This is a genomic window from Eudoraea algarum (assembly GCF_050589645.1).
In the GTDB taxonomy this organism is placed as follows: domain Bacteria; phylum Bacteroidota; class Bacteroidia; order Flavobacteriales; family Flavobacteriaceae; genus JBNGOQ01.
Window position 1 is genome coordinate 1,266,277 of record NZ_JBNGOQ010000001.1, and the last position, 21,338, is coordinate 1,287,614.

At 44.8% G+C, this 21,338-nt stretch carries 20 protein-coding genes; 8 read left to right on the forward strand and 12 right to left on the reverse strand.

The features are described from left to right. The 3 genes from ACRD67_RS05895 to rsfS form a co-directional block, all read right to left on the reverse strand. On the reverse strand, positions 1 to 612 hold the full coding sequence (locus ACRD67_RS05895) for an LUD domain-containing protein (RefSeq protein ID WP_430966113.1): 612 nt from the start codon (positions 610 to 612) through the stop codon (positions 1 to 3). 64 nt (positions 613 to 676) lie between these two features. Further along, positions 677 to 2,665: an ATP-dependent zinc metalloprotease FtsH gene (ftsH, locus tag ACRD67_RS05900; protein WP_430966114.1), complete on the reverse strand. Its 1,989-nt coding sequence runs from the start codon at positions 2,663 to 2,665 to the stop codon at positions 677 to 679. Positions 2,666 to 2,671: 6 nt separating this feature from the next. Beyond that, the gene (rsfS, locus tag ACRD67_RS05905) at positions 2,672 to 3,049 is read right to left on the reverse strand and encodes a ribosome silencing factor (RefSeq protein WP_430966115.1); all 378 of its coding nucleotides are present in this window, start codon (positions 3,047 to 3,049) and stop codon (positions 2,672 to 2,674) included. 93 nt (positions 3,050 to 3,142) lie between these two features. Between rsfS and ACRD67_RS05910 the strand changes: the two genes are divergently transcribed. After that, positions 3,143 to 3,874: a biotin--[acetyl-CoA-carboxylase] ligase gene (locus tag ACRD67_RS05910; protein WP_430966116.1), complete on the forward strand. Its 732-nt coding sequence runs from the start codon at positions 3,143 to 3,145 to the stop codon at positions 3,872 to 3,874. Here ACRD67_RS05910 and ACRD67_RS05915 read toward each other — a convergent pair. Continuing rightward, positions 3,871 to 4,263 (reverse strand): SRPBCC family protein, encoded by a 393-nt coding sequence (locus tag ACRD67_RS05915; protein ID WP_430966117.1) that lies wholly within the window; start codon positions 4,261 to 4,263, stop codon positions 3,871 to 3,873. The two genes, ACRD67_RS05910 and ACRD67_RS05915, sit on opposite strands and share 4 nt — an antisense overlap. A gap of 4 nt (positions 4,264 to 4,267) precedes the next feature. Continuing rightward, positions 4,268 to 4,909, reverse strand: coding sequence for an orotate phosphoribosyltransferase (pyrE, locus tag ACRD67_RS05920; protein ID WP_430966118.1), 642 nt, complete (start codon positions 4,907 to 4,909; stop codon positions 4,268 to 4,270). Positions 4,910 to 4,916: 7 nt separating this feature from the next. Here pyrE and ACRD67_RS05925 point away from each other — a divergent pair, with 7 nt between their 5' ends. Then, positions 4,917 to 5,504 carry an NUDIX hydrolase gene (locus tag ACRD67_RS05925; RefSeq protein ID WP_430966119.1) on the forward strand — a complete coding sequence of 196 codons (588 nt, stop codon included), beginning with the start codon at positions 4,917 to 4,919 and terminating at the stop codon, positions 5,502 to 5,504. Positions 5,505 to 5,520: 16 nt separating this feature from the next. On the opposite strand, the gene ACRD67_RS05930 is transcribed toward ACRD67_RS05925, so the two are convergent. From ACRD67_RS05930 to ACRD67_RS05950, 5 genes are all read right to left on the reverse strand, one after another. Further along, on the reverse strand, positions 5,521 to 7,272 hold the full coding sequence (locus ACRD67_RS05930) for a M14 family metallopeptidase (protein WP_430966120.1): 1,752 nt from the start codon (positions 7,270 to 7,272) through the stop codon (positions 5,521 to 5,523). 58 nt (positions 7,273 to 7,330) lie between these two features. Further along, the gene (locus tag ACRD67_RS05935; RefSeq protein WP_430966121.1) at positions 7,331 to 7,735 is read right to left on the reverse strand and encodes a response regulator; all 405 of its coding nucleotides are present in this window, start codon (positions 7,733 to 7,735) and stop codon (positions 7,331 to 7,333) included. After that, a complete protein-coding gene (locus tag ACRD67_RS05940; RefSeq protein ID WP_430966122.1) occupies positions 7,722 to 10,379 on the reverse strand; it encodes a PAS domain-containing sensor histidine kinase in 2,658 nt (885 codons plus the stop codon). Before ACRD67_RS05940 ends, ACRD67_RS05935 begins: the two co-directional genes overlap by 14 nt. A 181-nt stretch (positions 10,380 to 10,560) precedes the next feature. After that, positions 10,561 to 11,016, reverse strand: a complete 456-nt coding sequence (coaD, locus tag ACRD67_RS05945; protein WP_430966123.1) for a pantetheine-phosphate adenylyltransferase — start codon at positions 11,014 to 11,016, stop codon at positions 10,561 to 10,563. A gap of 27 nt (positions 11,017 to 11,043) precedes the next feature. Beyond that, positions 11,044 to 12,027 (reverse strand): D-alanine--D-alanine ligase, encoded by a 984-nt coding sequence (locus tag ACRD67_RS05950; protein WP_430966188.1) that lies wholly within the window; start codon positions 12,025 to 12,027, stop codon positions 11,044 to 11,046. 185 nt (positions 12,028 to 12,212) lie between these two features. Between ACRD67_RS05950 and ACRD67_RS05955 the strand changes: the two genes are divergently transcribed. The 4 genes from ACRD67_RS05955 to ACRD67_RS05970 all read left to right on the forward strand — a co-directional run bounded on the left by ACRD67_RS05955 (position 12,213) and on the right by ACRD67_RS05970 (position 15,219). Continuing rightward, entirely contained in the window at positions 12,213 to 12,800 is a 588-nt protein-coding gene (locus ACRD67_RS05955) for a PASTA domain-containing protein (RefSeq protein ID WP_430966189.1), read from the forward strand. Positions 12,801 to 12,802: 2 nt separating this feature from the next. Further along, entirely contained in the window at positions 12,803 to 13,828 is a 1,026-nt protein-coding gene (locus tag ACRD67_RS05960) for an RluA family pseudouridine synthase (protein ID WP_430966124.1), read from the forward strand. A 203-nt stretch (positions 13,829 to 14,031) separates the two neighbouring features. Next, a complete protein-coding gene (gene yaaA / locus ACRD67_RS05965; RefSeq protein WP_430966125.1) occupies positions 14,032 to 14,790 on the forward strand; it encodes a peroxide stress protein YaaA in 759 nt (252 codons plus the stop codon). Between the two features lie 57 nt (positions 14,791 to 14,847). Next, on the forward strand, positions 14,848 to 15,219 hold the full coding sequence (locus tag ACRD67_RS05970; RefSeq protein WP_430966126.1) for a hypothetical protein: 372 nt from the start codon (positions 14,848 to 14,850) through the stop codon (positions 15,217 to 15,219). A 5-nt stretch (positions 15,220 to 15,224) separates the two neighbouring features. Here ACRD67_RS05970 and ACRD67_RS05975 read toward each other — a convergent pair whose 3' ends face one another. After that, on the reverse strand, positions 15,225 to 15,350 hold the full coding sequence (locus tag ACRD67_RS05975) for a 30S ribosomal protein THX (protein WP_430966127.1): 126 nt from the start codon (positions 15,348 to 15,350) through the stop codon (positions 15,225 to 15,227). A gap of 249 nt (positions 15,351 to 15,599) precedes the next feature. On the opposite strand from ACRD67_RS05975, the gene ACRD67_RS05980 reads away from it, so the two are divergent. Next, positions 15,600 to 19,052 (forward strand): pyruvate carboxylase, encoded by a 3,453-nt coding sequence (locus tag ACRD67_RS05980; RefSeq protein ID WP_430966128.1) that lies wholly within the window; start codon positions 15,600 to 15,602, stop codon positions 19,050 to 19,052. Positions 19,053 to 19,119: 67 nt separating this feature from the next. Next, a complete protein-coding gene (locus tag ACRD67_RS05985; protein WP_430966129.1) occupies positions 19,120 to 19,794 on the forward strand; it encodes a uracil-DNA glycosylase family protein in 675 nt (224 codons plus the stop codon). A 30-nt stretch (positions 19,795 to 19,824) separates the two neighbouring features. On the opposite strand, the gene ACRD67_RS05990 is transcribed toward ACRD67_RS05985, so the two are convergent. Beyond that, positions 19,825 to 21,324 (reverse strand): M20/M25/M40 family metallo-hydrolase, encoded by a 1,500-nt coding sequence (locus ACRD67_RS05990; protein WP_430966130.1) that lies wholly within the window; start codon positions 21,322 to 21,324, stop codon positions 19,825 to 19,827. Between the last annotated feature and the right edge of the window lie 14 nt (positions 21,325 to 21,338).

The window sequence follows — 21,338 nt, forward strand, 5'->3', positions numbered from 1 at the left end:
TTAAAGGTCTTCCAGAAGTAAAAGATATAAATTTTTTGAACTACTTCCGTAAGAGAGAAAATCTTTGTTGTTTTCGGCTTTCGCCTTAAAATGTTTAATGGTGGTAATATTGGCTGGAATGCTGTTCCGATACTTTTTCTTAATGGCCTTTAAACCTTCGCCGATAGATTCTACCAATTGGCTGGTGGTGGCGTAGACGATCAGGTTATAAGGTAACTCGTCCAATTTACGTTCCTTAAGCTGATTGGAACAAACCAAAATGGAGCCATTTTGCGCTACCAGGTGTTCACAGGTGGTGAAGAAAATATCGCTGTTTTTGTTTTTATGGGTAAAGGCAATGTTCTCCTTTGAAAATTTCTCCTCCAGTCTGGAATCCATCGAAAAGAACGGACTGTCTTGCCAGCCATTCTCCTCAATAATATTTTGGAGGGTGGTCTTCACTTCGCCATAAGAGTCGCAGTACAGGAACTTGCCCCCGTTCTTTTTAAAGTTGATCGTGAATTTTTCGTCTACCGGGATATTTAGATCGGGCATATGCACGCCCCTGGTTTCCGCCGTTTCCCTGGAAACTTTTTTTCTGCCTCCCCCAAATAGCTTACCGAACAGCCCCATTGATCTTGTGTACTAAACTTCTATTCTTCTCAATTAATATATAAGGAATAACGTAAAACCTGCCCTATTTATTTTCTTTCTCTATTTCCGTGGGTTTTTTATCCACCACTTCCTCGGTATCGTCTTTAGCAGTATCTTTTTCAAAGGGTCTTTTTCCAAAAATTTTCTCCAAATCATCCTTGAAGATGACTTCCCTCTCCAACAGGCGCTCTGCCAACTCGGTGAGTTTGTCCTTGTGTTTGTCCAACAGGGCTACCGCCCTTGCGTATTGTTCCTCTATCAGCTTGGAGATTTCAGTGTCTATTTTTTGAGCCGTTTCCTCACTATAGGGCTTGGAGAACCCATAATCGGTCTGACCGGATGAATCGTAATAGGTGAGGTTTCCTATCTCATCGTTGAGCCCATATACGGTAACCATGGCCCTGGCCTGTTTGGTCACCTTTTCCAGGTCGCTAAGGGCACCTGTAGAGATTTTATCGAAGATGACTTTTTCGGCGGCCCTACCGCCTAGGGTAGCACACATTTCATCCTTCATTTGTTCTGGTCGTACAATCAGGCGTTCTTCCGGTAAATACCAGGCAGCCCCTAGGGACTGCCCTCTGGGAACAATGGTTACTTTGACCAAGGGAGCGGCATGTTCCAACATCCAGCTTACGGTCGCATGGCCGGCTTCATGAAAGGCAATGGTCTTTTTCTCCCCGGGCGTAATGATCTTGTTCTTTTTTTCGAGTCCCCCAACAATCCTATCCACGGCATCGAGAAAATCTTGTTTGGTCACCGCTTTTTTCTCCTTACGGGCCGCGATCAATGCGGCTTCGTTACAGACATTGGCAATATCCGCTCCGGAAAAACCAGGGGTCTGCCGCGCTAGAAAATCAAGATCTAGGGTTTCCGCTGTTTTTATGGGTCTGAGGTGCACTTCAAAAATTTCCTTCCGCTCCCTAATATCGGGTAGGTCTACATAAATCTGGCGATCAAACCTACCGGCCCGCATCAAAGCTTTGTCCAATACGTCTGCCCGGTTAGTGGCCGCCAATACAATGACATTGGTGTTAGTGCCAAAACCGTCCATTTCGGTCAGCAACTGGTTCAAGGTGTTTTCCCTTTCATCATTGGAACCGGTGAAATTGTTTTTTCCACGGGCCCTACCAATGGCATCAATTTCGTCAATAAAGATGATTGCAGGTGATTTATCCTTTGCCTGTTTAAACAAATCTCGAACCCTGGAAGCACCTACGCCTACGAACATCTCTACAAAATCGGAACCCGAAAGAGAAAAGAAGGGTACTTTAGCCTCGCCGGCAACCGCCTTGGCCAAGAGGGTCTTCCCTGTACCAGGAGGGCCCACCAATAAAGCGCCTTTGGGTATTTTGCCCCCTAGGGAGGTGTACTTGTCCGGATGTTTAAGGAATTCCACGATTTCCTCTACCTCTTCCTTGGCCCCTTCCAAACCGGCCACATCCTTAAAAGAAGTTCTTGTATCCGTTTTTTCGTCGAAAAGTTTGGCCTTGGACTTCCCGATATTGAATATCTGTCCGCCAGCACCGCCACCACCGCCGCCAGACATACGGCGCATGAGGTAAATCCAGATTCCTATGATAAGGACAAAAGGTAAAATACTGAGCAGCATATTTCCAATGATATCCGACTCGGTATCATAGTCCACAATGGTATCTAAATTGTTTTCTTTCTTCAGGTTTTTTATTTCGTTCTCGAAATTTTGGAGGTCGCCGTAATCCAGTATGTATTGGGGTGTCATGCCCGACGTAATAGCAAAAGGTTTGTCCGCAACGTCCTTGTGCACGTCCTTTTGCAGCGCTTCATCGGTCAGGAAGACTTTGGCCTGTCGGGTGTTGGTGATAATCAATATTTTATCGATATCACCGTTTCTAAGATACTCTTGGAGCTCGGAGGTCGTCGTCTTTTTTGTATTGGAGAAGCTATCGCTACCAAAGAACTGCACTCCGATCAACAGTACCGCGATTAACCCATATATCCACCACGAGCTGAACTTAGGTTTTTTGGGACTAGTATTATTATTGTCTTTTGCCATTATATTTTACTGATTAAAACTACCTTCTACCATGGTGACCTTGGCATCTCCCCAAAGGCCTTCTATATCGTAGAATTCCCTAACATGTTTTTGAAAGACATGCACAACTACATTAACATAATCCAGCAACACCCATTCAGCGTTTTCCGAACCTTCAATATGCCAGGGTTTGTCTTTGATTGATTTACTAACTGTTTTTTGAATCGAACTGACGATTGCATTTACATGCGTGTTGGAAGTACCATTACAAATTATGAAGTAGTCACAAACGGTATTTTCTATTTCTCTAAGATCTAATAAGTTGATGTCATTTCCCTTTACTTCTTCTATTCCATGTAAAATTAAGGCGATTAACTCATCTGCACTAGCTTTCCTTTTCTGCATTCAAAAGTTTTAATTTATACAAAGTTATTATTTTTTTGTTTTCTTAGCTATTGTTTTTAACATAAGATTGAACTACCGCACAACGGCCGTCCTATGCAGATACTCAAACTTAATGCCACGGATTCAACAAATTTGTATCTTAAGAATTTGATGCTCTCCGAAACGCTTGAAGATTATACCACCGTTATTGCAAACAAGCAACTAAAGGGTCGCGGACAAATGGGTACAGCGTGGGCATCCCAGGCAGGTAAAAACCTCACATGTAGTGTTTTAAAAAAATTTGATACCTTTTCGATCGCCGATAGGTTTCTACTGAACATCTGTGTGTCCTTGGCGATCTGCCGCAGCTTAAAACAACTTCAAATTCCGGATCTACGTATTAAATGGCCTAACGACATTCTGTCAGGTCACCATAAGATTTGTGGTATCCTCATAGAAAACATCCTCTCGGGCAGGAATATCGAGGCAGCGATCATCGGTATTGGCATCAACGTAAATCAGGTAGAATTCAAGGGACTTCCCCAAGCCTCCTCGCTAAAACGCTTATTGGGACGGACCCTGTCGCTAGAAGAGTTGTTGCAATCCATATTGGAAAGCCTGGCCCATTATTTTTCTGTATTGAGCAACAAACCGGCCGAGGCACTGCACGCTTCCTATGAAGATCTGCTGTTTAGAAAAGGGAAACCCTCTACTTTCAAAAACAAGGCCGATGAGATGTTCATGGGTTTCATAGATGGGGTCTCACATGATGGAAAACTGCTGGTCATCCTAGAGGATAACATAAAACAGGCGTACGATTTAAAGGAAATACGTCTCCTGTACTAGAGTTTCCCAAGATTTTCGGATAAGGTCCCAATGAAATTGGTAATGGGAGCCTTGATCATCATAGCCATCATAGCATTGAATTCCCCTTCAAAACTTAAACGTATCTCACTTTCATTTTCAGACAAGGAAACGATATCCGCCGTCAGTGTAAAAGGTAACTTGTCACTGGCCGCGCCAAGTACGATTTTGTCATGCGGATTTTGCGCCTTGCGTTCCAGTACAATTTCTGGCATTCCTGCCAGCGCAAAAAGAAACCTGTCGTCATTCAGGACTTCAAATTTACTGATGGTTTCCGGCATTAGGCGTTCAAAATTTTTGAGATCGGTAAGGAATTCATAGACTTCCTTACTGCTTTTGGCGACGGTTTTCTTAGGGGTTTCTATATGCATATGATTAAGATTGCCAATCGGAGGGATTGCTTCTCCACTCCAATAGTGTTTTTAGTTGTTCTTCCCGTATATACTGGGTATCGGATGCCTGTTGTATTAAACTTTCGTAATCGCACAAAGTATGTAGTTCGATCTGTTGCTGTTCAAAGTTCTGGGCGGCCACTTCAAAGCCATAGGTGAATATGGCTACCATTCCCTTGATGTTGGCCCCGCTATTTTTAAGGGCATCCACAGCATTTAAACTGCTTTTTCCCGTACTTATTAGATCCTCTATGACCACAACGTTCTGATCTGGCTCCAGATATCCTTCAATTTGGTTTTGCCTTCCGTGCGATTTAGGTTCTGGCCTCACATAGACAAAGGGGAGGCCCAATTGTTCGGCAACAAGCATGCCAATACCTATGGCCCCGGTGGCCACACCGGCGATAACATCTGGTTTGCCATAAAGCGCTTCTACCTGTTTGGCCATTTCTTCCCGGATGTAATTTCGTATGATCGGATAGGAAAGAATAATCCGGTTGTCACAGTAGATAGGTGATTTCCATCCAGAGGCCCACGTAAACGGATTTTCAGGTTTCAACTTAATTGCATTAATTTGTAGTAGAAGTTCTGCTGTTTTTTTGGCGGTGTCTTTGTCTAAAACCATGACGCAAATGTATAAAGTTTTTGTTAATGAAGCCCCCCTCATTTTAACAAATAAAGTATCGGAAACGGCGAACGGCAAGTATTTCTTATTAAACGGTGAAGCTATCAATGATGCCATAGACGCCTTGGCAAAAAAGAAGCTTACCGAGGCCTATATTTATCACCCGAATAATGAGGAAATTCTAAAAAAATTCACCAAAAAGATTCCCTTGGTCGTGGCGGCTGGGGGCGTGGTGACCAATAAAAAGGGCAAGGTGCTGTTTATCTATAGAAATGACAAGTGGGATTTGCCCAAGGGCAAGTTGGACAAGGGCGAGACCTTGGAAAAGGCCGCTTTGAGGGAGGTAGAGGAGGAGACCGGCGTAAAGGGCCTAAAGATTGAGAACTTTTTAAGGACCACGTACCATATCTTTAAAAGAAACGGTGTATACAAGCTAAAGGAAGTGCATTGGTTTGCCATGAAGACTTCATATGATGGGCCCTTAACAGGTCAAAAGAGTGAGGGCATCGAAAAGGTGAAGTGGAAGGGCCCCAAGAAAATACAAAAGGCGCTGGCCAACTCCTACACCAATATCAAAATTCTTTTTAAGGACTAACACACCTACGGGAGCCCTAAGGGGTACCTTGTGCAATCCGGTAGACCGGATATTGCAAATGGGAGGCTTCGTAGTATTTAGATCGTTTAAATACCCAATCGAGTTGTGCATACCAATTCTCCGCAAAAGTTGGGTCCATCTCTTTTTTGGCCAAAAACGCTTCCCGTAACTTTTCGTTGCTTTTTAGAATCCTTAGTGCGTCATCCTCAAATACATAGGGAGAAAAACCCTCTTTTTGTTGTAAGATTGTGTCAAAAAAGTTCCAATTAAAGAATGAATCCACCGCTTCGGGTTCCAGTGTCTCCATGAGATAGCGGATTCCGGCCTGGTCCGTTGGAACCAGGTAGTCACCCGCAGCGAACCCTACATTTTTAACGGTAGTGGAGACTTTGGTGTTGTAGTGCGGATAGTGGCCTTCATAGGCATTCCGTTGGGTCTCATACTCCAATATGCGATAGCTTTCCACCATAAGAACGGTATCCTTCTCCAAGGTTTCGTAATGTATCTCATTGAGGGTTAACAGGTCCATTACCTTATTCCATCCTTTGGGAATAATGTAGGCCTCCGGAATCGGTACCATATGACTTGGGGTATAGTAATTGCGGTACGCCACTTCTTTCACAAAGGGTTGGTCCCGATGGTATCTAAGTCGTGGAAACCCGGTCACCTCGCTGATCAGGGTGTCGGCTTCAAATCCTTTAAAACTAAGTTTGGAAACCTTTGTGGTGTCCAAGGCCCAAGCCACTGGATAGTTTTTCCACTGGGCCCTATCGGCACTGGCCTTTTCACGGAGTTCCTTTATTTTTTTGACGTCGGACTCCGCAATATCCAAAACCTTGGTCAATAGTGCATAAGTGCCCTGTACCCTTTGTTCATAGGGTTTCAACATATGCGTTTCCACCATAAGTCCCAAAGTATTCCAAAGGGTGGTGTACCCTGTAGAGTATCTGGGGTGATCCATGAATTGATCAAACCCGGCTTCCGGCACCTTGTTAAAGACGTTCACGTAAGGTGTTATGTCCCAGTTGGCCTCGCCCAAGGACTTTTCAAGGGCCGGCATCATGTCGTTATGAAGGTAGGACCCGAGAGCACCGCCCAATTTATTGTGCTGTGTAAAGAGGTGGGTCAACGTATATTGATAGTCGGCCCCATTGCTTACATGATTGTCCACAAAGATATCCGGTTTTACCAAATGGAAAATGGAAGCAAAGGTCCTGGCGTTTTTGGTATCGGCCTTTATAAAATCCCTGTTTAGGTCATAATTCAAGGCATTCCCCCTAAAACCGTATGCTTTTGGCCCGTTCTGGTTGGCCCTTGTGTTGGTATTCCTGTTCAGTGCTCCACCCACATTGTAGACAGGTATGGTCACCAAAACGGTGTTTTTTGGAGGGGTTATTTCTTTAAGCGCCAAATCCCTGTAAAGTTGCATGGTGGCGTCTATGCCATCGCTTTCTCCAGGATGTATGCCATTGTTGATCAGAACAATAGCCTTATCCGCGCCAATTTTTTGAAAATTAAAATCGCTATCCCGATTGTAGGTTACCACGTGCAATGGCAGTCCGCTATCGGTCTCCCCGATGGTTTGGATATTGATTTCAGGGAATTCCTTGGCAAGCTGTATGTAGAAATCGATTACTTGCAGGTAGGTGGCAGATTCCAGGCCCTTGGAGGTTTCAAAAGGGGTGGGAAACTCGGCTACCTTATCCTCCTGTATGGTTTCACATGACACACATAACCATAAAAGGGCTATACCCAAAAAAAGTCTCATAGGTCTGAATATTTGCGTTCAAACTACGGACAAAATTAAGCAAAATTAAGGTTGGGGACTAGGCTACTTTGGTTATCTCTTCAATTTCCCTTTTTCGGATGGGTTTGTTGTTATATTCTATAAGATGGTGGGTCTTGGATTTGAACATTTCCGATTTTTCATAATCTACCCGGTCTATGGAGGAGGTAATTACATTTACCCGGACCTTCTGTGCAATGGGCAAGGCTATAAACTCTTCCAAAAACTGCCAGCCGTCCATAATGGGCATGTTGATATCCAAAAAAATCACTTCAGGTAGATCCTCTTGGGTATTTAGGATATCTTTAATGGCGTCCAAGGCCAGCTTTCCATTTCCGTAGGTCTTTATATCATCGCATAAATCCAAGGATGCGAGCAATTTTTTAAATCCGAAAACGGTAATAGGGTCATCGTCGATAACAAAGATCGAGTTAATTTTTCTCATTAAAATATATATTAAATGTGGTTCCCTTTCCAACTTCACTGCATGTTATTATTTTCCCGTTCATGGATTCGATCTGATTCTTGGTAATGTACAGCCCTATACCCCGGGCGTCCGAATTGTCGTGAAAGGTCTTGTACATACCAAATAATTTGTCCCCGTTTTTCTTTAGGTCTATGCCCACACCATTGTCCGCTATGCTGAGTATGGTATGCCCGTTTTGGCTTTTTGCACTAAGCTTGATAACTGGGTCTCGTTCGGGATCCCTATATTTTACGGCATTGGTGATAAAGTTCATCAAGATACTGTCAGCGTAGATAGGTACCACGTTGATAAAGGTATCATCGGGAACTTCGTTGATAATGGTGGCATTGTGGTTTTTTAGGAAGGCCATCAGGTTTTCCTCAACGGCGGCTATTTTCTCATTTAAACGCACGGGTTTTTTCTCCAGATTGGTATTGATGTTTATGGCGACGACCTCGTTGAGGTTATCCAAGGTTTCCAATAGGTTGTCCGAGGCCGTAATAAGCATATTCACGATTTTTTTCTTTTCCTGTTCGTCCTTTTCATCGATCAAAAACTCCAACAGCATGGAGAAATTTGCGGTATGCGACCTTAGATTATGGGAGACGATGTGCGCAAAATTGATCAACTTTTTGTTCTGGAGGGAGGTTACATTGATCAAGCCCCGCAATTCCTCTTCTTTTTGCTTTAGGTCGGAGATATCGAGACTTATGCCTACCAGGCCGGAGACTTCACCGTCTATCCCCTTAAGCGGGATCTTGGACGTTAAAAAGGTGGTTAAGGTGCCATCTTTCTTTATATTGATGGTTTCCTTACCGATCATGGGCTCAAAGGAATCCATGACCCTCAAATCTTCCTCCCTGGAACTTTGGGCCGTTTCTTTATCGAAGAAATCAAAATCATCCTTTCCTATGATCTCGTTTTCATTGGAGACCCCGCAAAATTGGATTTCGGATTTGTTTACCAGGACTTTTTTGGAATCCCTGTCCTTAATGAATACGTTTAGCGGTAGGTTATCGATCAAGGTTTTCAACAACTTCCGTTCTTCCAGTATTTGTAATTCCTTCCTTTTTGCTTCGGAAATATCCTGTGCGCTGGTCCAAACCAATTTTCGCCCCTTTTTGCTTACCAATATTGATTTGTTGACCAAAACGGTGTACGTAGTACCGTCCTTCTTGAGGTATTCTTTTTCGATAGGACCTACAACACTGATTTTTTTGAGCTGTTGCATGATGTCCTTGTGCACCTTCTTATGGGTGTCCGGAATAATGTCCTTGTACTTTATTTGGGCGATATCTTCTTTGGTATAGCCTGTTTTTTCCGCAAAAGCCGAATTGAAATCCAAAATTTCCCCGGTTTCAAGATCGTTCAGAACATAGGAAACCGGTGAGAGTTCGTACAGGGCCCTGAATTTTTTTTCGCTCTGCTTTAGTTTTTCCCGGGCCACAACCATCTCCTTGATCATCCGCCCTTCGGCTAGTAGGGATACGACTTTGCCGTGCTGATCATATATAGGTTTTAAGCTGAAGTCAACGGGAACGGATTCCTTGTTCTTGTCGAAAACGACAATTTCACTTCGCATAAACTCGCCTTCCGAAGCAGCTTTCACCACTTGTTTAAGACCGGCCTTTACCAAATCTGGAACAGGCCACCAGTAGGCATCCCAGAATTTTTTATTGATAACGTCTTCGGCCTTAAGATCGGCAAATTTAAGAGCTGTCTCATTTATTTCCAGGAAGGTCCCGTCCGGATCCAATATTCCGGTGAATTGGTAGGAGGAATTAAAAATACTCCGTACAATCCGGTCTTTTTCTTCCTTTTTTATCTGGGCTTCCACTTCTTCGGTAATATCCTGAAAGGTGCCGATAAGACCCAGAAATTTGTTTTTCTTAAAAATGGGCTTACCGGCGGCCATGACCCATATTTCCTTACCCTTGGCCGTCGTTAATTGCAGTTTTTCGCTCCAGGCGGCGCCTTTGGTCATGGCGTTGTCCACGGCCATGGCAATGGTATTCCTGTTATATCCTTCCTTGTAAAACTCTATACCGGTCTCCAAACTGGGAACATAACCCAAGGGAACACCATGAATGGCTTTGGTCATATCGCACCAGTACAGACTATCCCTTACGGCATCGTATTCCCAGCTTCCTATTTTGGCAATTTCTGACTTGTCCTCAAGGAGGATCTCCAGCTTTTCCAGTTTTATCTCGTTGAGGACCCGTTGGGTAATATCCGAAGTTTGTATAATGATACCGATAACGTTCTCCTTGTCATCGTACCAGGGTATGTTGGTCCATTCGAACCATTTTTCGTTTTTGTCACTATCGTAATAACGCTCGATCCCTACCTCCTTGGCCTCTCCCATGAGGCAATTATCCAAGACCTGCTTCCATTCTTTACTTACCGTTCCGAAAAGCTGCTGCAAGGTTTTTCCTATGACCTCGCCGCCGGTAAACTCAAAATCGTTTACCCACTTGTCCGAGGCATACACCACCCGCAACTTTTTATCTACAAAAGCGGTAGCCTCTGGCAACTGCTTTATTAAATAAGTAGAGGGGGATATTTTAGTCTCACGCAGCATATTGTCGAAATTTCCTACTAATGTAAAGTGATTTCTCAACATATATAAGACTTTGTTGTGAACGGCATCAAACTAGTTGTGTCAGTGCATAAAACCATAGGCAGTGCTATAATACCGCATATAAATGTAGGTATTATCTTACAAAAAACAAACAATTTTTACTGTTTACGGTGAATTTGAAGGAAAAATAAGGTCCTAATGCCAATATCCCAATGCACCGGACCTAGCCAATTCTAACGGTTTCTGGCACCAGGCCAGTGTAGTCTCCGCCATTTCTGATGACATCCCGTACGATTGAGGAGCTTATATACGATTTTCCGGAGGAAGTCAACAGAAAAACCGTTTCAATTTCAGAAAGTTTCCGATTGGTATGGGCAATGGCCTTCTCAAACTCAAAATCGCCCGGATTGCGCAATCCCCTTAGAATAAACCTCGCCTCGTTCTTCTTACAAAAATCCACGGTAAGGCCCTCATAGGTCATTACCTTGATTTTGGGCTCATTTTTAAAGGCCTCGCTCACAAATTGTTTGCGTTTTTCCAGGGGGAACATGTATTTTTTTTCGGCATTGACTCCAATGGCTATGATCAGCTCGTCGAACAAGGTAATGCCTCTTAAAATAATGTCGTAATGCCCAAGGGTAAGTGGATCGAAGGAACCTGGAAAAATGGCGCGTCTCATGCGTTCGGTATATAGTCGTTGTTAAAGTTACTTAATTTCCCTTAAAGCTTCATCTATGGCGCTTTCAAACAGTTCGGAAAGACCAATACCGGCCACTCTGGCCTGCTCTGGCAAAATACTTTCGGCGGTAAGTCCTGGTGTTGTGTTCATTTCCAGCATATAGGGTTCATCGCCCACAAAGATGAACTCACTTCTTGAATAACCGCTCATTTTCAGGATATCATAAGCGCGTTGGGCTACCTGGGCCACCTTTTTTCGCTGTATAGGGGTAATTCTGGCCGGCGTAATTTCCTGCGACTTGCCCTGATACTTCGCTTCGAAATCAAAAAAATCGTTTTCACTTACGATTTCGGTTATGGGAAGGACCTTGGTCTCCCCCTTATACTTTATGACCCCTACGGAAACTTCGGTCCCGTCCAGGAAAGCTTCAATAATGATCTCATCATCCTCTTTATAGGCCCGGTCAATGGCGGGCAACAACTCTTTTTGTTCATATACCTTGGTAATGCCAAAGCTGCTTCCCGCTTTGTTGGCCTTTACGAAACACGGAAGCCCTACCTGCTTAACGATTGCCTGTGGATCAACCGGGTCGCCCTGGTTTAAGTAATAGGAGGTTGCCGATTTTATGCCATAGGGCCTCAGGACACTTAAAAGATCCCGCTTGTTAAAAGTAAGGGCGGCCTGGTAGTTGCCACAAGAGGTCTGCGGAATCTGAAGGAGTTCAAAATAGGCCTGCATAAAGCCATCCTCCCCTGGAGAACCATGAATAGCGTTGAATACGCAATCGAACACCAGCACTTCTTCGCCCCGTTGCACCGAAAAATCATGTCGGTTTACGGGATATTCCTTGTCATTATCATCCACATATACCCATTTATCCTTAAAGATATGGATGGGGTAGGTATTGAATTTTGAGTGGTCCAGATATTGGTGCACCACCGAACCGCTTTTAAGCGATATCTGATACTCACTGGAATAACCACCCATGATAATGGCTATGTTTTTTTTCATGTTGCTCACGAACTAATGCTTTAAATTGACGATCGCGATTTCAAAGTAAAGAAAAAGCATCGGGTTTCCTTCGCGGAGATGTTATTTTTTTAATCGGCGATGCAATTTGGAAAGTGACATTTCATTAGGAAGGCAACTATTTGTTATGGCTCATTTCATATATTTGTCCGGATAATCAAAAGATGATGAGGAGTTTTATTAACTTTTTAAGGAGCAAAATTTTTCTAATTCAATTGGGGCTTGCCTTGCTGGTTACCATAATCCTTGTTTTTTTGGTATTGCAATGGTTAAAAAAATCTACGAACCACGGGGAATTCGTGGAGGTCCCGGACTTTTCCAAGATGTCTGTCATGGATATGCGCAGCGCCGTGGAAAATGCCGGATTGCGGTACGCCATTTTGGATTCTGCCAATTACGATCCCAATTACCCCAGGTTTTCCATCATTGAACAAAATCCTGCGGCCGGGAATAAGGTAAAGCAGAACAGGAAAATCTATTTCACGGTCAATCCCTCCGGTTACAAAAAGGTGACGATCCCAAAAATAATACAGGTCACTCAGCGCAATGCCGCTTCCATGTTGCGGGCAGTGGGCCTTGACGTGCAACGGATCACCTATGTGGATGAATTGGGCAAGGATATGGTCTACTATATAAAGCACAAAGGGAAGAATGTTTCCCCTGGGGACAAGCTGCCCAAAACTTCAAAAATTGAGCTGATCTGTGGAAATGGTAAGATTCCGGGCAGGGCGCAGGTAAAGGCCGATTCCCAATAACCATGGAACCAAAGGAACAACCGGGACCCCGGGAGGACGAGCTCTTTGAGCACCACAAGTTCGTTGCCTCACCAGGCCAGGAACCGCTGCGGGTGGATAAGTTTTTAATGAACTTCATCGAAAATGCGACACGGAGCAAAATTCAACAGGCAGCTAAGGATGGACATATCTGGGTAAACGATGCCGAGGTGAAGCAGAATTATCGGGTGAAGGCCGGGGATGAGGTAAAAGTGATGTTTGAACATCCACCTTATGAGTTTCTTTTGACCCCTGAGGAAATCCCTTTGGATACTGTGTATGAGGATGATAGTCTCCTGGTAGTGAACAAGCCTGCCGGTATGGTGGTACATCCAGGACATGGCAATTATTCCGGGACCTTGATCAATGCCCTATTGTACCACATAGATCATCTACCGGCCAATCAGAACGAAAGACCGGGTTTGGTACATCGGATAGATAAGGATACGTCCGGACTTTTGGTAATAGCGAAAACAGAAACGGCCATGACCCATTTGGCCAAACAGTTTTTTGACAAGACCACGGAGCGGGAGTACATCGCTTTGGTCTGGGGCGATGTGCAACAGGATAGCGGTACGATTACAGGCCATATAGATCGCAACCCAAAAAACCGCTTGCAAATGCAGGTCTTTCCGGAAGGAGACCACGGAAAGGAGGCCGTGACCCACTATAAGGTCCTGGAGCGCCTGGGCTATGTTACCTTAGTTTCCTGCCGCCTGGAAACCGGAAGGACACATCAAATACGGGTGCATCTTAAATATATTGGACATACCCTGTTTAACGACGCGCGCTATGGGGGCGACAAGATTCTCAAGGGCACTACCTTCACCAAATACCGACAGTTTGTGGAAAATGCCTTTAAAATATTGCCCAGGCAGGCCCTACATGCCAAAACCCTGGGTTTTATTCATCCGGCTACCGGGGAACCCATGCGATTTAACTCCGATTTGCCTGAGGATATGGCCAGTTGTATTGAAAAATGGAGGCATTACGCCAAGCATCGGTCCTAGGGAATAGTTTTCTTCGATACCCGTATTGAAAACTCCTCTAATTTAACCGTGTAATCCCAAAAAACCTTGTTATTTTTATACAAAATTCAAGCTTATGAAATGAGCCATGGGAATTTTGGCAACCAACCGAAATGATTATTGGCGAATTACACCTGCCTGCCGGCAAGGCCGGTCTGACCGATAAAACAAATAAATATATACAGATGAAACTTGTGATATCCCCTGCAAAGTCGCTCAACCTTGAAAGCACGGTACCCACTTCCCGGTACACCGATGCCAGTTTTCCGCAAGAGTCGGAACGTCTCAACAAGCTTTTGAAAAAGAAGTCGGCCCGCAGTCTTTCAAAACTGATGTCCATTTCGGATAGCCTAGGACAACTGAATTATGAGCGCAATCAAGAATGGCATTTGCCCTTTGACCCCAGCAATGCAAGACAGGCCATCTATGCCTTTAGTGGTGATGTGTACCGAGGATTGGACGCCTATACCATTCCGGAAGAAAAACACCACAAAATGCAAGATAGTATCCGCATCCTTTCAGGGCTTTACGGGCTCTTAAAACCACTAGACCTTATACAGCCCTATCGTTTGGAAATGGGTACCAGGATGCCTGTGGGGAAAAATAAAAACCTGTATGAATTTTGGCGTAAAAAAATAACTACGGCACTCAATGATGAACTGAAGGAGGGAGAACTTTTTCTCAACCTGGCAAGTGCGGAGTATTTTAAGGCCATAGACCCCAAAACCCTGAAGGTACCGGTAATCACCGCGGTATTTAAGGATTTCAAAAATGGAGAGTACAAGAGCATTATGACCTTTGCCAAGTTGGCCCGTGGTTATATGTCCAGATATATCGTGGATCATGACATCGATACACTCGAAGGCGTAAAAGGTTTTAATTATGAAGGATATGGTTTCAGCGAGGACATGTCCTCCGAAAATGAGCTGGTCTTTACCCGATAGTTAAAGGACGGGGCAACCTTTGTCAACTTTGCGTATCTAACCCAATAAAGCAAAGTTATGAAACGGATACTGTCACTTGTTACATTCGTAGTATTGTTTTCCCTGGGGTGTTCGGACCGGGATGATGACTTAAATGCGAACGCGGTAAATCTTCGTATCCAAAATAAGAGTTCACTTCGTTTCGATGAAGTTCAGGTAGGCGGTGTCGACAAGGTCCACTCACAGGTGCCCCCAGGGGCATTTACCGCTTATTTGGAATATGAAACAGTTTATAGATACAGTTATATCCGTATTGAGGCCGATGGGCAGACCTACGTATTACAACCCATTGATTTTGTAGGTGAAACCCCATTGTCCAAAGGTTTTTATACCTATGAGCTCGATCTGGAGCAAGGTGGGGGCATATCGCTCAATTTTGTAGTGGACTAAGGCCGCTATTTCTTCTTCGTAGCTTTCTTTTTGGTCGTTACCACGGTTTTTGCCGCTTTGCCCGGCCTTCTGGCACCATAGGATTTATTCGCAATTTTACCCCGCTTGGTTTTTTTATCTCCTTTTCCCATTCCTGTGACAATTTTCTAAAGATAGGCTTATAAGATAGAAAAAATATAGCACTGTATGAAATGAAGGATTCGGCAGGGGAAATACCGTTTCCTGATCTTTTGACAAGCCTCTGCCCAAAGCCGTAGCGAATTATAACAAAAATTCTAAATTTTATGGTTTTCCCGTATTGCGATCGTGGTCCAAAAAGAGTAAGTTTGCCATTGGTTAAAGACCAACGGTCTCAGTGTCTTCTTCAAAAAATAAAATAGGTGAAAATTAACAAGGTTTTAGTAGCAAATAGGGGAGAAATAGCCATACGGATTTTTAGGGCTTGTGTAGAGATAGGCATAAAAACGGTAGGTATTTATACTTATGAAGATCGGTATTCCCTGCATCGTTATAAGGCCGATGAATGTTACCAGATTGGCGAGGACAAAGACCCCTTGAAGCCGTATCTAGACATGGACGCTATTATAAAAGTGGCCAAGGAAAATGATGTGGATGCCATTCATCCGGGCTATGGGTTTCTTTCGGAGAATGCGGAATTTGCCCAAAAATGCAAGGACAACGATATTATTTTTGTGGGCCCTAAAGTGTCCGTCTTAAAAGCCTTGGGCGATAAGATCATGGCAAAGGAAGTGGCTGTGGCCAACAAGGTGCCCGTAATACAGAGCAGTGATAAGGATCTCACCGATATTAAGGTGGCACTGGCAGAAGCCAAACGCATTGGGTATCCCATAATGTTGAAAGCTGCTTCTGGAGGCGGGGGCCGGGGCATGCGGGTTATCCGAACCGAGGAGGAACTTAGAAAAGCGTTCCCGGAAGCCCGAAGGGAGTCCTTGAACGCCTTTGGGGACGATACCGTTTTTCTGGAGAAGTTCGTGGAGAACCCTAAGCATATTGAAATACAGATCGTAGCCGACACCCATGGCAATATTGTGCACCTGTACGAACGTGATTGTTCCGTACAACGCCGTTATCAAAAGGTCATCGAATTTGCGCCCTCTATCGGATTGCCGCAAGAAACCAAGGATAGCCTTTACAAATATGCCGTGGATATCTGCAAAGCGGTGAACTATAACAATATTGGCACTGTGGAATTTTTGGTGGACGAGGATGGCAGCATATATTTTATAGAAGTGAATCCCCGGGTGCAGGTAGAGCATACGGTTACAGAGATGATAACCAACATTGATCTGATCAAGGCCCAGATTTTCATTGCAGGAGGGTACAAATTGTCCGATAAACAAATTAAGATCCAGGACCAGGAATCGATTCAGGTTACCGGTTATGCGCTGCAGTGCAGAATTACCACAGAAGATCCCGCCAATGATTTTAAACCAGACTACGGTGTGGTCACTACCTATAGAAGTGCCTCGGGTCTGGGGATCCGACTAGATGCGGGCAGTATCTATCAAGGTGTGAGCATTTCACCATTTTTTGATTCCATGTTGGTCAAGGTCTCCGCCATTAGTAGAACTTTGGACGGTTCTTGCAGGAAAATGAGAAGGGCTTTGGCCGAGTTCCGTATCCGGGGCGTTAAGACCAATATGGCCTTTTTGGACAATATTTTGAAGCATCCCACCTTTAGGGAAGGCAAGGTGACCGTAAATTTCATTAAGAACGAACCTGCCCTATTCGAGTTCGTAGAGCCGCGTAATAGGGCCAACAAACTGGTGGAGTTCTTGGGACAGACCATTGTGAACGGGAATCCGGATGTGAAAAAAATCAACCCGAACCATGTCTTTTCCAAACCCAAGGTACCCGCCTTTCCCAAAAATGGCGGTTATCCCGAAGGGACAAAGGATCGACTTACTGCACTGGGGCCGGATAAATTTGCGCAGTGGTTGAAAGCAGAAAGGAAAGTACATTTTACGGATACCACCATGCGCGATGCCCATCAAAGCCTTTTGGCCACCCGTATGCGTACCATTGATATGTTGCAGGTTGCCGAAGGATATGCCAAGAACCACCCAGAGATCTTTAGCATGGAAGTATGGGGCGGGGCCACCTTTGATGTATGTCTGCGGTTTTTACAGGAGAACCCCTGGGAACGCCTGGCGCTACTACGCAAGGCCATGCCCAATATGTTGTTGCAAATGTTGATCCGTGGATCTAACGGGGTGGGCTATACCGCCTATCCGGATAACTTGATCGAAAAGTTTGTGGAACAGTCCTGGGAAACTGGCATTGATGTCTTTAGAATTTTTGATTCCCTCAACTGGATGAAATCCATCGCCCCCTGTATCGAATATGTTAGGAAGCGTACGGGAGGTTTGGCAGAGGGCTCGCTGTGCTACACAGGGGACATTTTAGATCCTTCCAAAAGCAAATACGACCTAAAATATTATGTGCAGTTGGCCAAGGATATTGAAAACGCCGGTGCGCACATTTTGGGGGTAAAGGATATGGCAGGCCTGCTAAAGCCCAATGCGGCCTTTGAACTGATCTCTGCCCTAAAATCGGAAATCAATATCCCTATCCACCTCCATACCCACGATACCTCTTCCATACAGGCCGCAATGTACCTAAAAGCCGTAGAGGCCGGAGTAGATGTCATTGATGTGGCCCTAGGTGGACTTTCGGGCCTGACCTCCCAGCCCAATTTTAATTCCGTGGCGGAGATGTTGCGGTTCCACGAGCGGGAGAATATTTTGGATATCGAAAAGCTGGCGGAGTATTCCAACTATTGGGAGACGGTCAGAAACTATTACTATCCTTTTGAATCTGGTTTAAAATCGGGCACGGGGGAAGTCTACAGCCATGAAATACCGGGCGGACAGTATTCTAATTTAAAGGGACAGGCCATTGCCTTGGGACTGGAGGATAAATTTCCGGAGGTTACCAAGATGTACGGCGAAGTCAATACCTTATTCGGTGACATTGTTAAGGTGACACCCAGTTCCAAGGTAGTGGGAGACATGGCCCAATACATGATCAGCAACAACCTTACGGTAGAGGACGTTCTGGAAAAGGGGGATGAAATTTCCTTTCCTCAGTCCGTCATTAGTTTCTTTAAGGGAGATTTGGGACAACCCGTGGGAGGCTTCCCAAAAAAGTTACAAAAAATTGTTCTCAAGGACCAAAAACCCTATAGCAATAGACCTAACGCCCATCTGGAACCCATAGACTTTGATAAAGAGTTCAAGGCTTTTAAAAGAAAGTTCAGAAAGGGAATGGGCAGGGAACTGATGATTACAGATTTCCTGTCCTACAAGTTATATCCAAAGGTTTTTACCGATGCCTATAACAATCACGTCAAATTCGGCAACGTCATGAACATTCCTACCAAAAACTTTTTTTACGGGATGGATGTGGGTGAGGAAATTATGGTAGACCTCGATCGTGGAAAGCGCGTTCTGGTCTCTCTAATGCTAAAAGGAGAACCCGATGATGCCGGGAACGTAAGTGTCTTTTTTAAGATCAACGGACAACTTCGCAATGTGTTGGTAAAGGACACCTCAGTGAAGGTGGAGCATAAAGAGAATGTAAAAGCAGATGCTACAGACCCCAAACAGATCGGTGCACCGCTTCAAGGCCTGTTGTCGAATGTATTGGTAAAGAAAGGTCAAGAGGTGAAAAAAAACCAGCCCCTCTTTGTAATTGAGGCCATGAAAATGGAGACCACGGTCACGGCTACCGAGGAAGGGAAAGTAGATCGTATCCAATTGGACGGTGGCTCTTTGGTAAATACCGATGATCTGGTTTTGGTGCTGAAGTAGCAGGTCTATGATGTTTGGTCAAAGGTATAAGGTGCATTGTGAAGCGAATAACTGAAAACTTACTGGGATGAGTCCAATACCCTTCCTACATACCCATCCCTACGAACCTTTTCTTTTTGAGGAAGCCACCAAGCTTATTGTGGGGACCCTTCCGCCCCCAAGATTTACTATGGGAGACCTAAAGGTAGACGATGTGGATTTCTGCTACGGTAGCAGAAATGGGCAGTTGTGGCGGATTCTCGACGTCATTTTTGATCTGGGCCTTCGTTACGAGACCACCCAAGTGGCCACCGAACAGCGAAAGGGTTTTTTGTTGGAAAAAAAAATAGGTGTGTGCGATATTGTGGCCAGCGCCGAACGCGAAAAAGTAGACGCTTCAGATCTGGGGATGCAGAACGTAAAACTCCGTGATATGATCGGATACCTAAAGGCTTATCCGAAGATAGATACACTCTTGTTCATGGGTGGCAACAGTAAAAACGGACCCGAATATTTTTTCAGGAAATTGATTAAAGAACACAAGCTGAAATTTGAGGTGGTCTCCAACGAGGTACCTCGGATACATGAGCTGCACCTAACCGACACAAGGAAGGTGAAAACCGTGTCATTGACCGCGCCATCCGGAGCGGCGAATAGGGCGGTGGGAAGTTTGGAAACCTATAAGCGATTAAAGGACCAAAACCCAAAATTCACTACCTTCGATTTTAGGGTGATGCAATATAGGCCCTTCTTCGAATCTTAGGTTCTCCCTGTTTACTAAAGACAGATAATGTTACTCCCTAAGTTCTGTACTCAGTACCTGATAAATGGCCTGGACGCCATAGGCGATATGGCCAATTCTCAAATTTTCGTTGGGGCTGTGCTGGTTGTTGTCCGGATTTACCATGGGGACCAAAAAAGCGGGGATATTCAGTTCATTGATAAAGGGAGCAATGGGTACCGTTCCCCCGGCTATTCGGATTTTTACCACTTCTTGCCCAAAGGTACTTTTTAGAATGTCGGACAAAAATACCCCATACGGGTTGTCCAGATCGGTTCGGAAAGCATCGGTAACGTTCCCTTCGGTAATGGTCATAATTTTGTCATGCGCCATACGTTCCGCCTTGGTGGGAACACTATCCGTAATGTGGTATCCTAGTTTTTTTATATGGTTTTTTACTAGGGTCTTAAGCCGATTACCATCCGATTCCGGCACCAAACGAATATCGATTTCGGCCGTAGCGGTGGCAGGTACAATAGTACGGGCCTTGGGCCCTATCCAACCCGAACCCAGGCCGCGAACGTTGAGCGAGGGATACTGCATGGCCTCTTGATAAAAACTACCAACGCCTTCAGGATTTCTAATGGCCAAATGGGTATTGATGACTTCCGCATCGTCCGGAACGCCCTTTAAAATATTCAAGGTGGCCTCGTCTATTGAAATACCGTCGTAGTAGCCCGCAATGGTCACCTTTCCGTCTGCATCCTTCATACTGGCCAGGACCTCGGCTAGCAGGAAACCTGGATTGGGCGCGTAATTGCCATAATGACCACTGTGCTGTGGTTTTAGAGGGCCGTAGGTGGTCAAGGACAAGGTGGTGATCCCACGACAGCCGTACACCATGGTAGGTTGGCCGGAAACATGTACCGGTCCGTCCGCTATGAACAGAAAGTCGGCCTCCAAAAGTTCCTTGTACTGCTTTATGGCCTTGGCTAGGGGTTTGCTGCTTTTTTCCTCCTCACTGTCCAGAATGACCTTGACGTTAAAAGGAAGGACCACATTGTTCTTTTTGAGAAGGTCTATCGCATTCAGGAACATCACGATCGGGCCTTTGTCATCAGAGGTAGAACGACCAAACAGTCGCCAGTCATAATCGATATCTTCGTTGAGTTCCTCGAAGGGCTGCGTTTTCCACCCGTCGCCTTCCGGGGATTTCAATACTACTTGGTAAGGATTGGGTTGGTCCCATTTGGAAGGGTCTACCGATTGCCCATCAAAATGCATGTAAAACAAGATGGTGGGTTTGCTGTCCTCCATGGGCATGGCTGCGAAAAAGAGCGATTCACCTTCGGTGGGCAGCACGGAGGAATTAAAGCCTCGCTCGTTGAATTTTTTTGTCAGCCAGGTCAGGTTCCTATTGATATCGGCATGGTCCAGGGCATCGTTGGGGATGGCCACAAAATCCCTGAGTTCATCAATGGTATGCCGCACCTGCGATTTAATTTGGGAGCTATCTTGGGCAAATACGGAAAAGTTGAAAGCCAAAAAAACTACAAGAAGTATTTTTTTCATGTATGATATTGCAT

Bases quoted from the DNA above. Each gene is read 5' to 3' on its own strand.
- ACRD67_RS05895 (WP_430966113.1), bottom strand. From the start codon at position 612: ATGGGGCTGTTCGGTAAGCTATTTGGGGGAGGCAGAAAAAAAGTTTCC.
- ftsH (WP_430966114.1), bottom strand. From the start codon at position 2,665: ATGGCAAAAGACAATAATAATACTAGTCCCAAAAAACCTAAGTTCAGC.
- rsfS (WP_430966115.1), bottom strand. From the start codon at position 3,049: ATGCAGAAAAGGAAAGCTAGTGCAGATGAGTTAATCGCCTTAATTTTA.
- ACRD67_RS05910 (WP_430966116.1), top strand. From the start codon at position 3,143: ATGCAGATACTCAAACTTAATGCCACGGATTCAACAAATTTGTATCTT.
- ACRD67_RS05915 (WP_430966117.1), bottom strand. From the start codon at position 4,263: ATGCATATAGAAACCCCTAAGAAAACCGTCGCCAAAAGCAGTAAGGAA.
- pyrE (WP_430966118.1), bottom strand. From the start codon at position 4,909: ATGGTTTTAGACAAAGACACCGCCAAAAAAACAGCAGAACTTCTACTA.
- ACRD67_RS05925 (WP_430966119.1), top strand. From the start codon at position 4,917: ATGTATAAAGTTTTTGTTAATGAAGCCCCCCTCATTTTAACAAATAAA.
- ACRD67_RS05930 (WP_430966120.1), bottom strand. From the start codon at position 7,272: ATGAGACTTTTTTTGGGTATAGCCCTTTTATGGTTATGTGTGTCATGT.
- ACRD67_RS05935 (WP_430966121.1), bottom strand. From the start codon at position 7,735: ATGAGAAAAATTAACTCGATCTTTGTTATCGACGATGACCCTATTACC.
- ACRD67_RS05940 (WP_430966122.1), bottom strand. From the start codon at position 10,379: ATGTTGAGAAATCACTTTACATTAGTAGGAAATTTCGACAATATGCTG.
- coaD (WP_430966123.1), bottom strand. From the start codon at position 11,016: ATGAGACGCGCCATTTTTCCAGGTTCCTTCGATCCACTTACCCTTGGG.
- ACRD67_RS05950 (WP_430966188.1), bottom strand. From the start codon at position 12,027: ATGAAAAAAAACATAGCCATTATCATGGGTGGTTATTCCAGTGAGTAT.
- ACRD67_RS05955 (WP_430966189.1), top strand. From the start codon at position 12,213: ATGAGGAGTTTTATTAACTTTTTAAGGAGCAAAATTTTTCTAATTCAA.
- ACRD67_RS05960 (WP_430966124.1), top strand. From the start codon at position 12,803: ATGGAACCAAAGGAACAACCGGGACCCCGGGAGGACGAGCTCTTTGAG.
- yaaA (WP_430966125.1), top strand. From the start codon at position 14,032: ATGAAACTTGTGATATCCCCTGCAAAGTCGCTCAACCTTGAAAGCACG.
- ACRD67_RS05970 (WP_430966126.1), top strand. From the start codon at position 14,848: ATGAAACGGATACTGTCACTTGTTACATTCGTAGTATTGTTTTCCCTG.
- ACRD67_RS05975 (WP_430966127.1), bottom strand. From the start codon at position 15,350: ATGGGAAAAGGAGATAAAAAAACCAAGCGGGGTAAAATTGCGAATAAA.
- ACRD67_RS05985 (WP_430966129.1), top strand. From the start codon at position 19,120: ATGAGTCCAATACCCTTCCTACATACCCATCCCTACGAACCTTTTCTT.
- ACRD67_RS05990 (WP_430966130.1), bottom strand. From the start codon at position 21,324: ATGAAAAAAATACTTCTTGTAGTTTTTTTGGCTTTCAACTTTTCCGTA.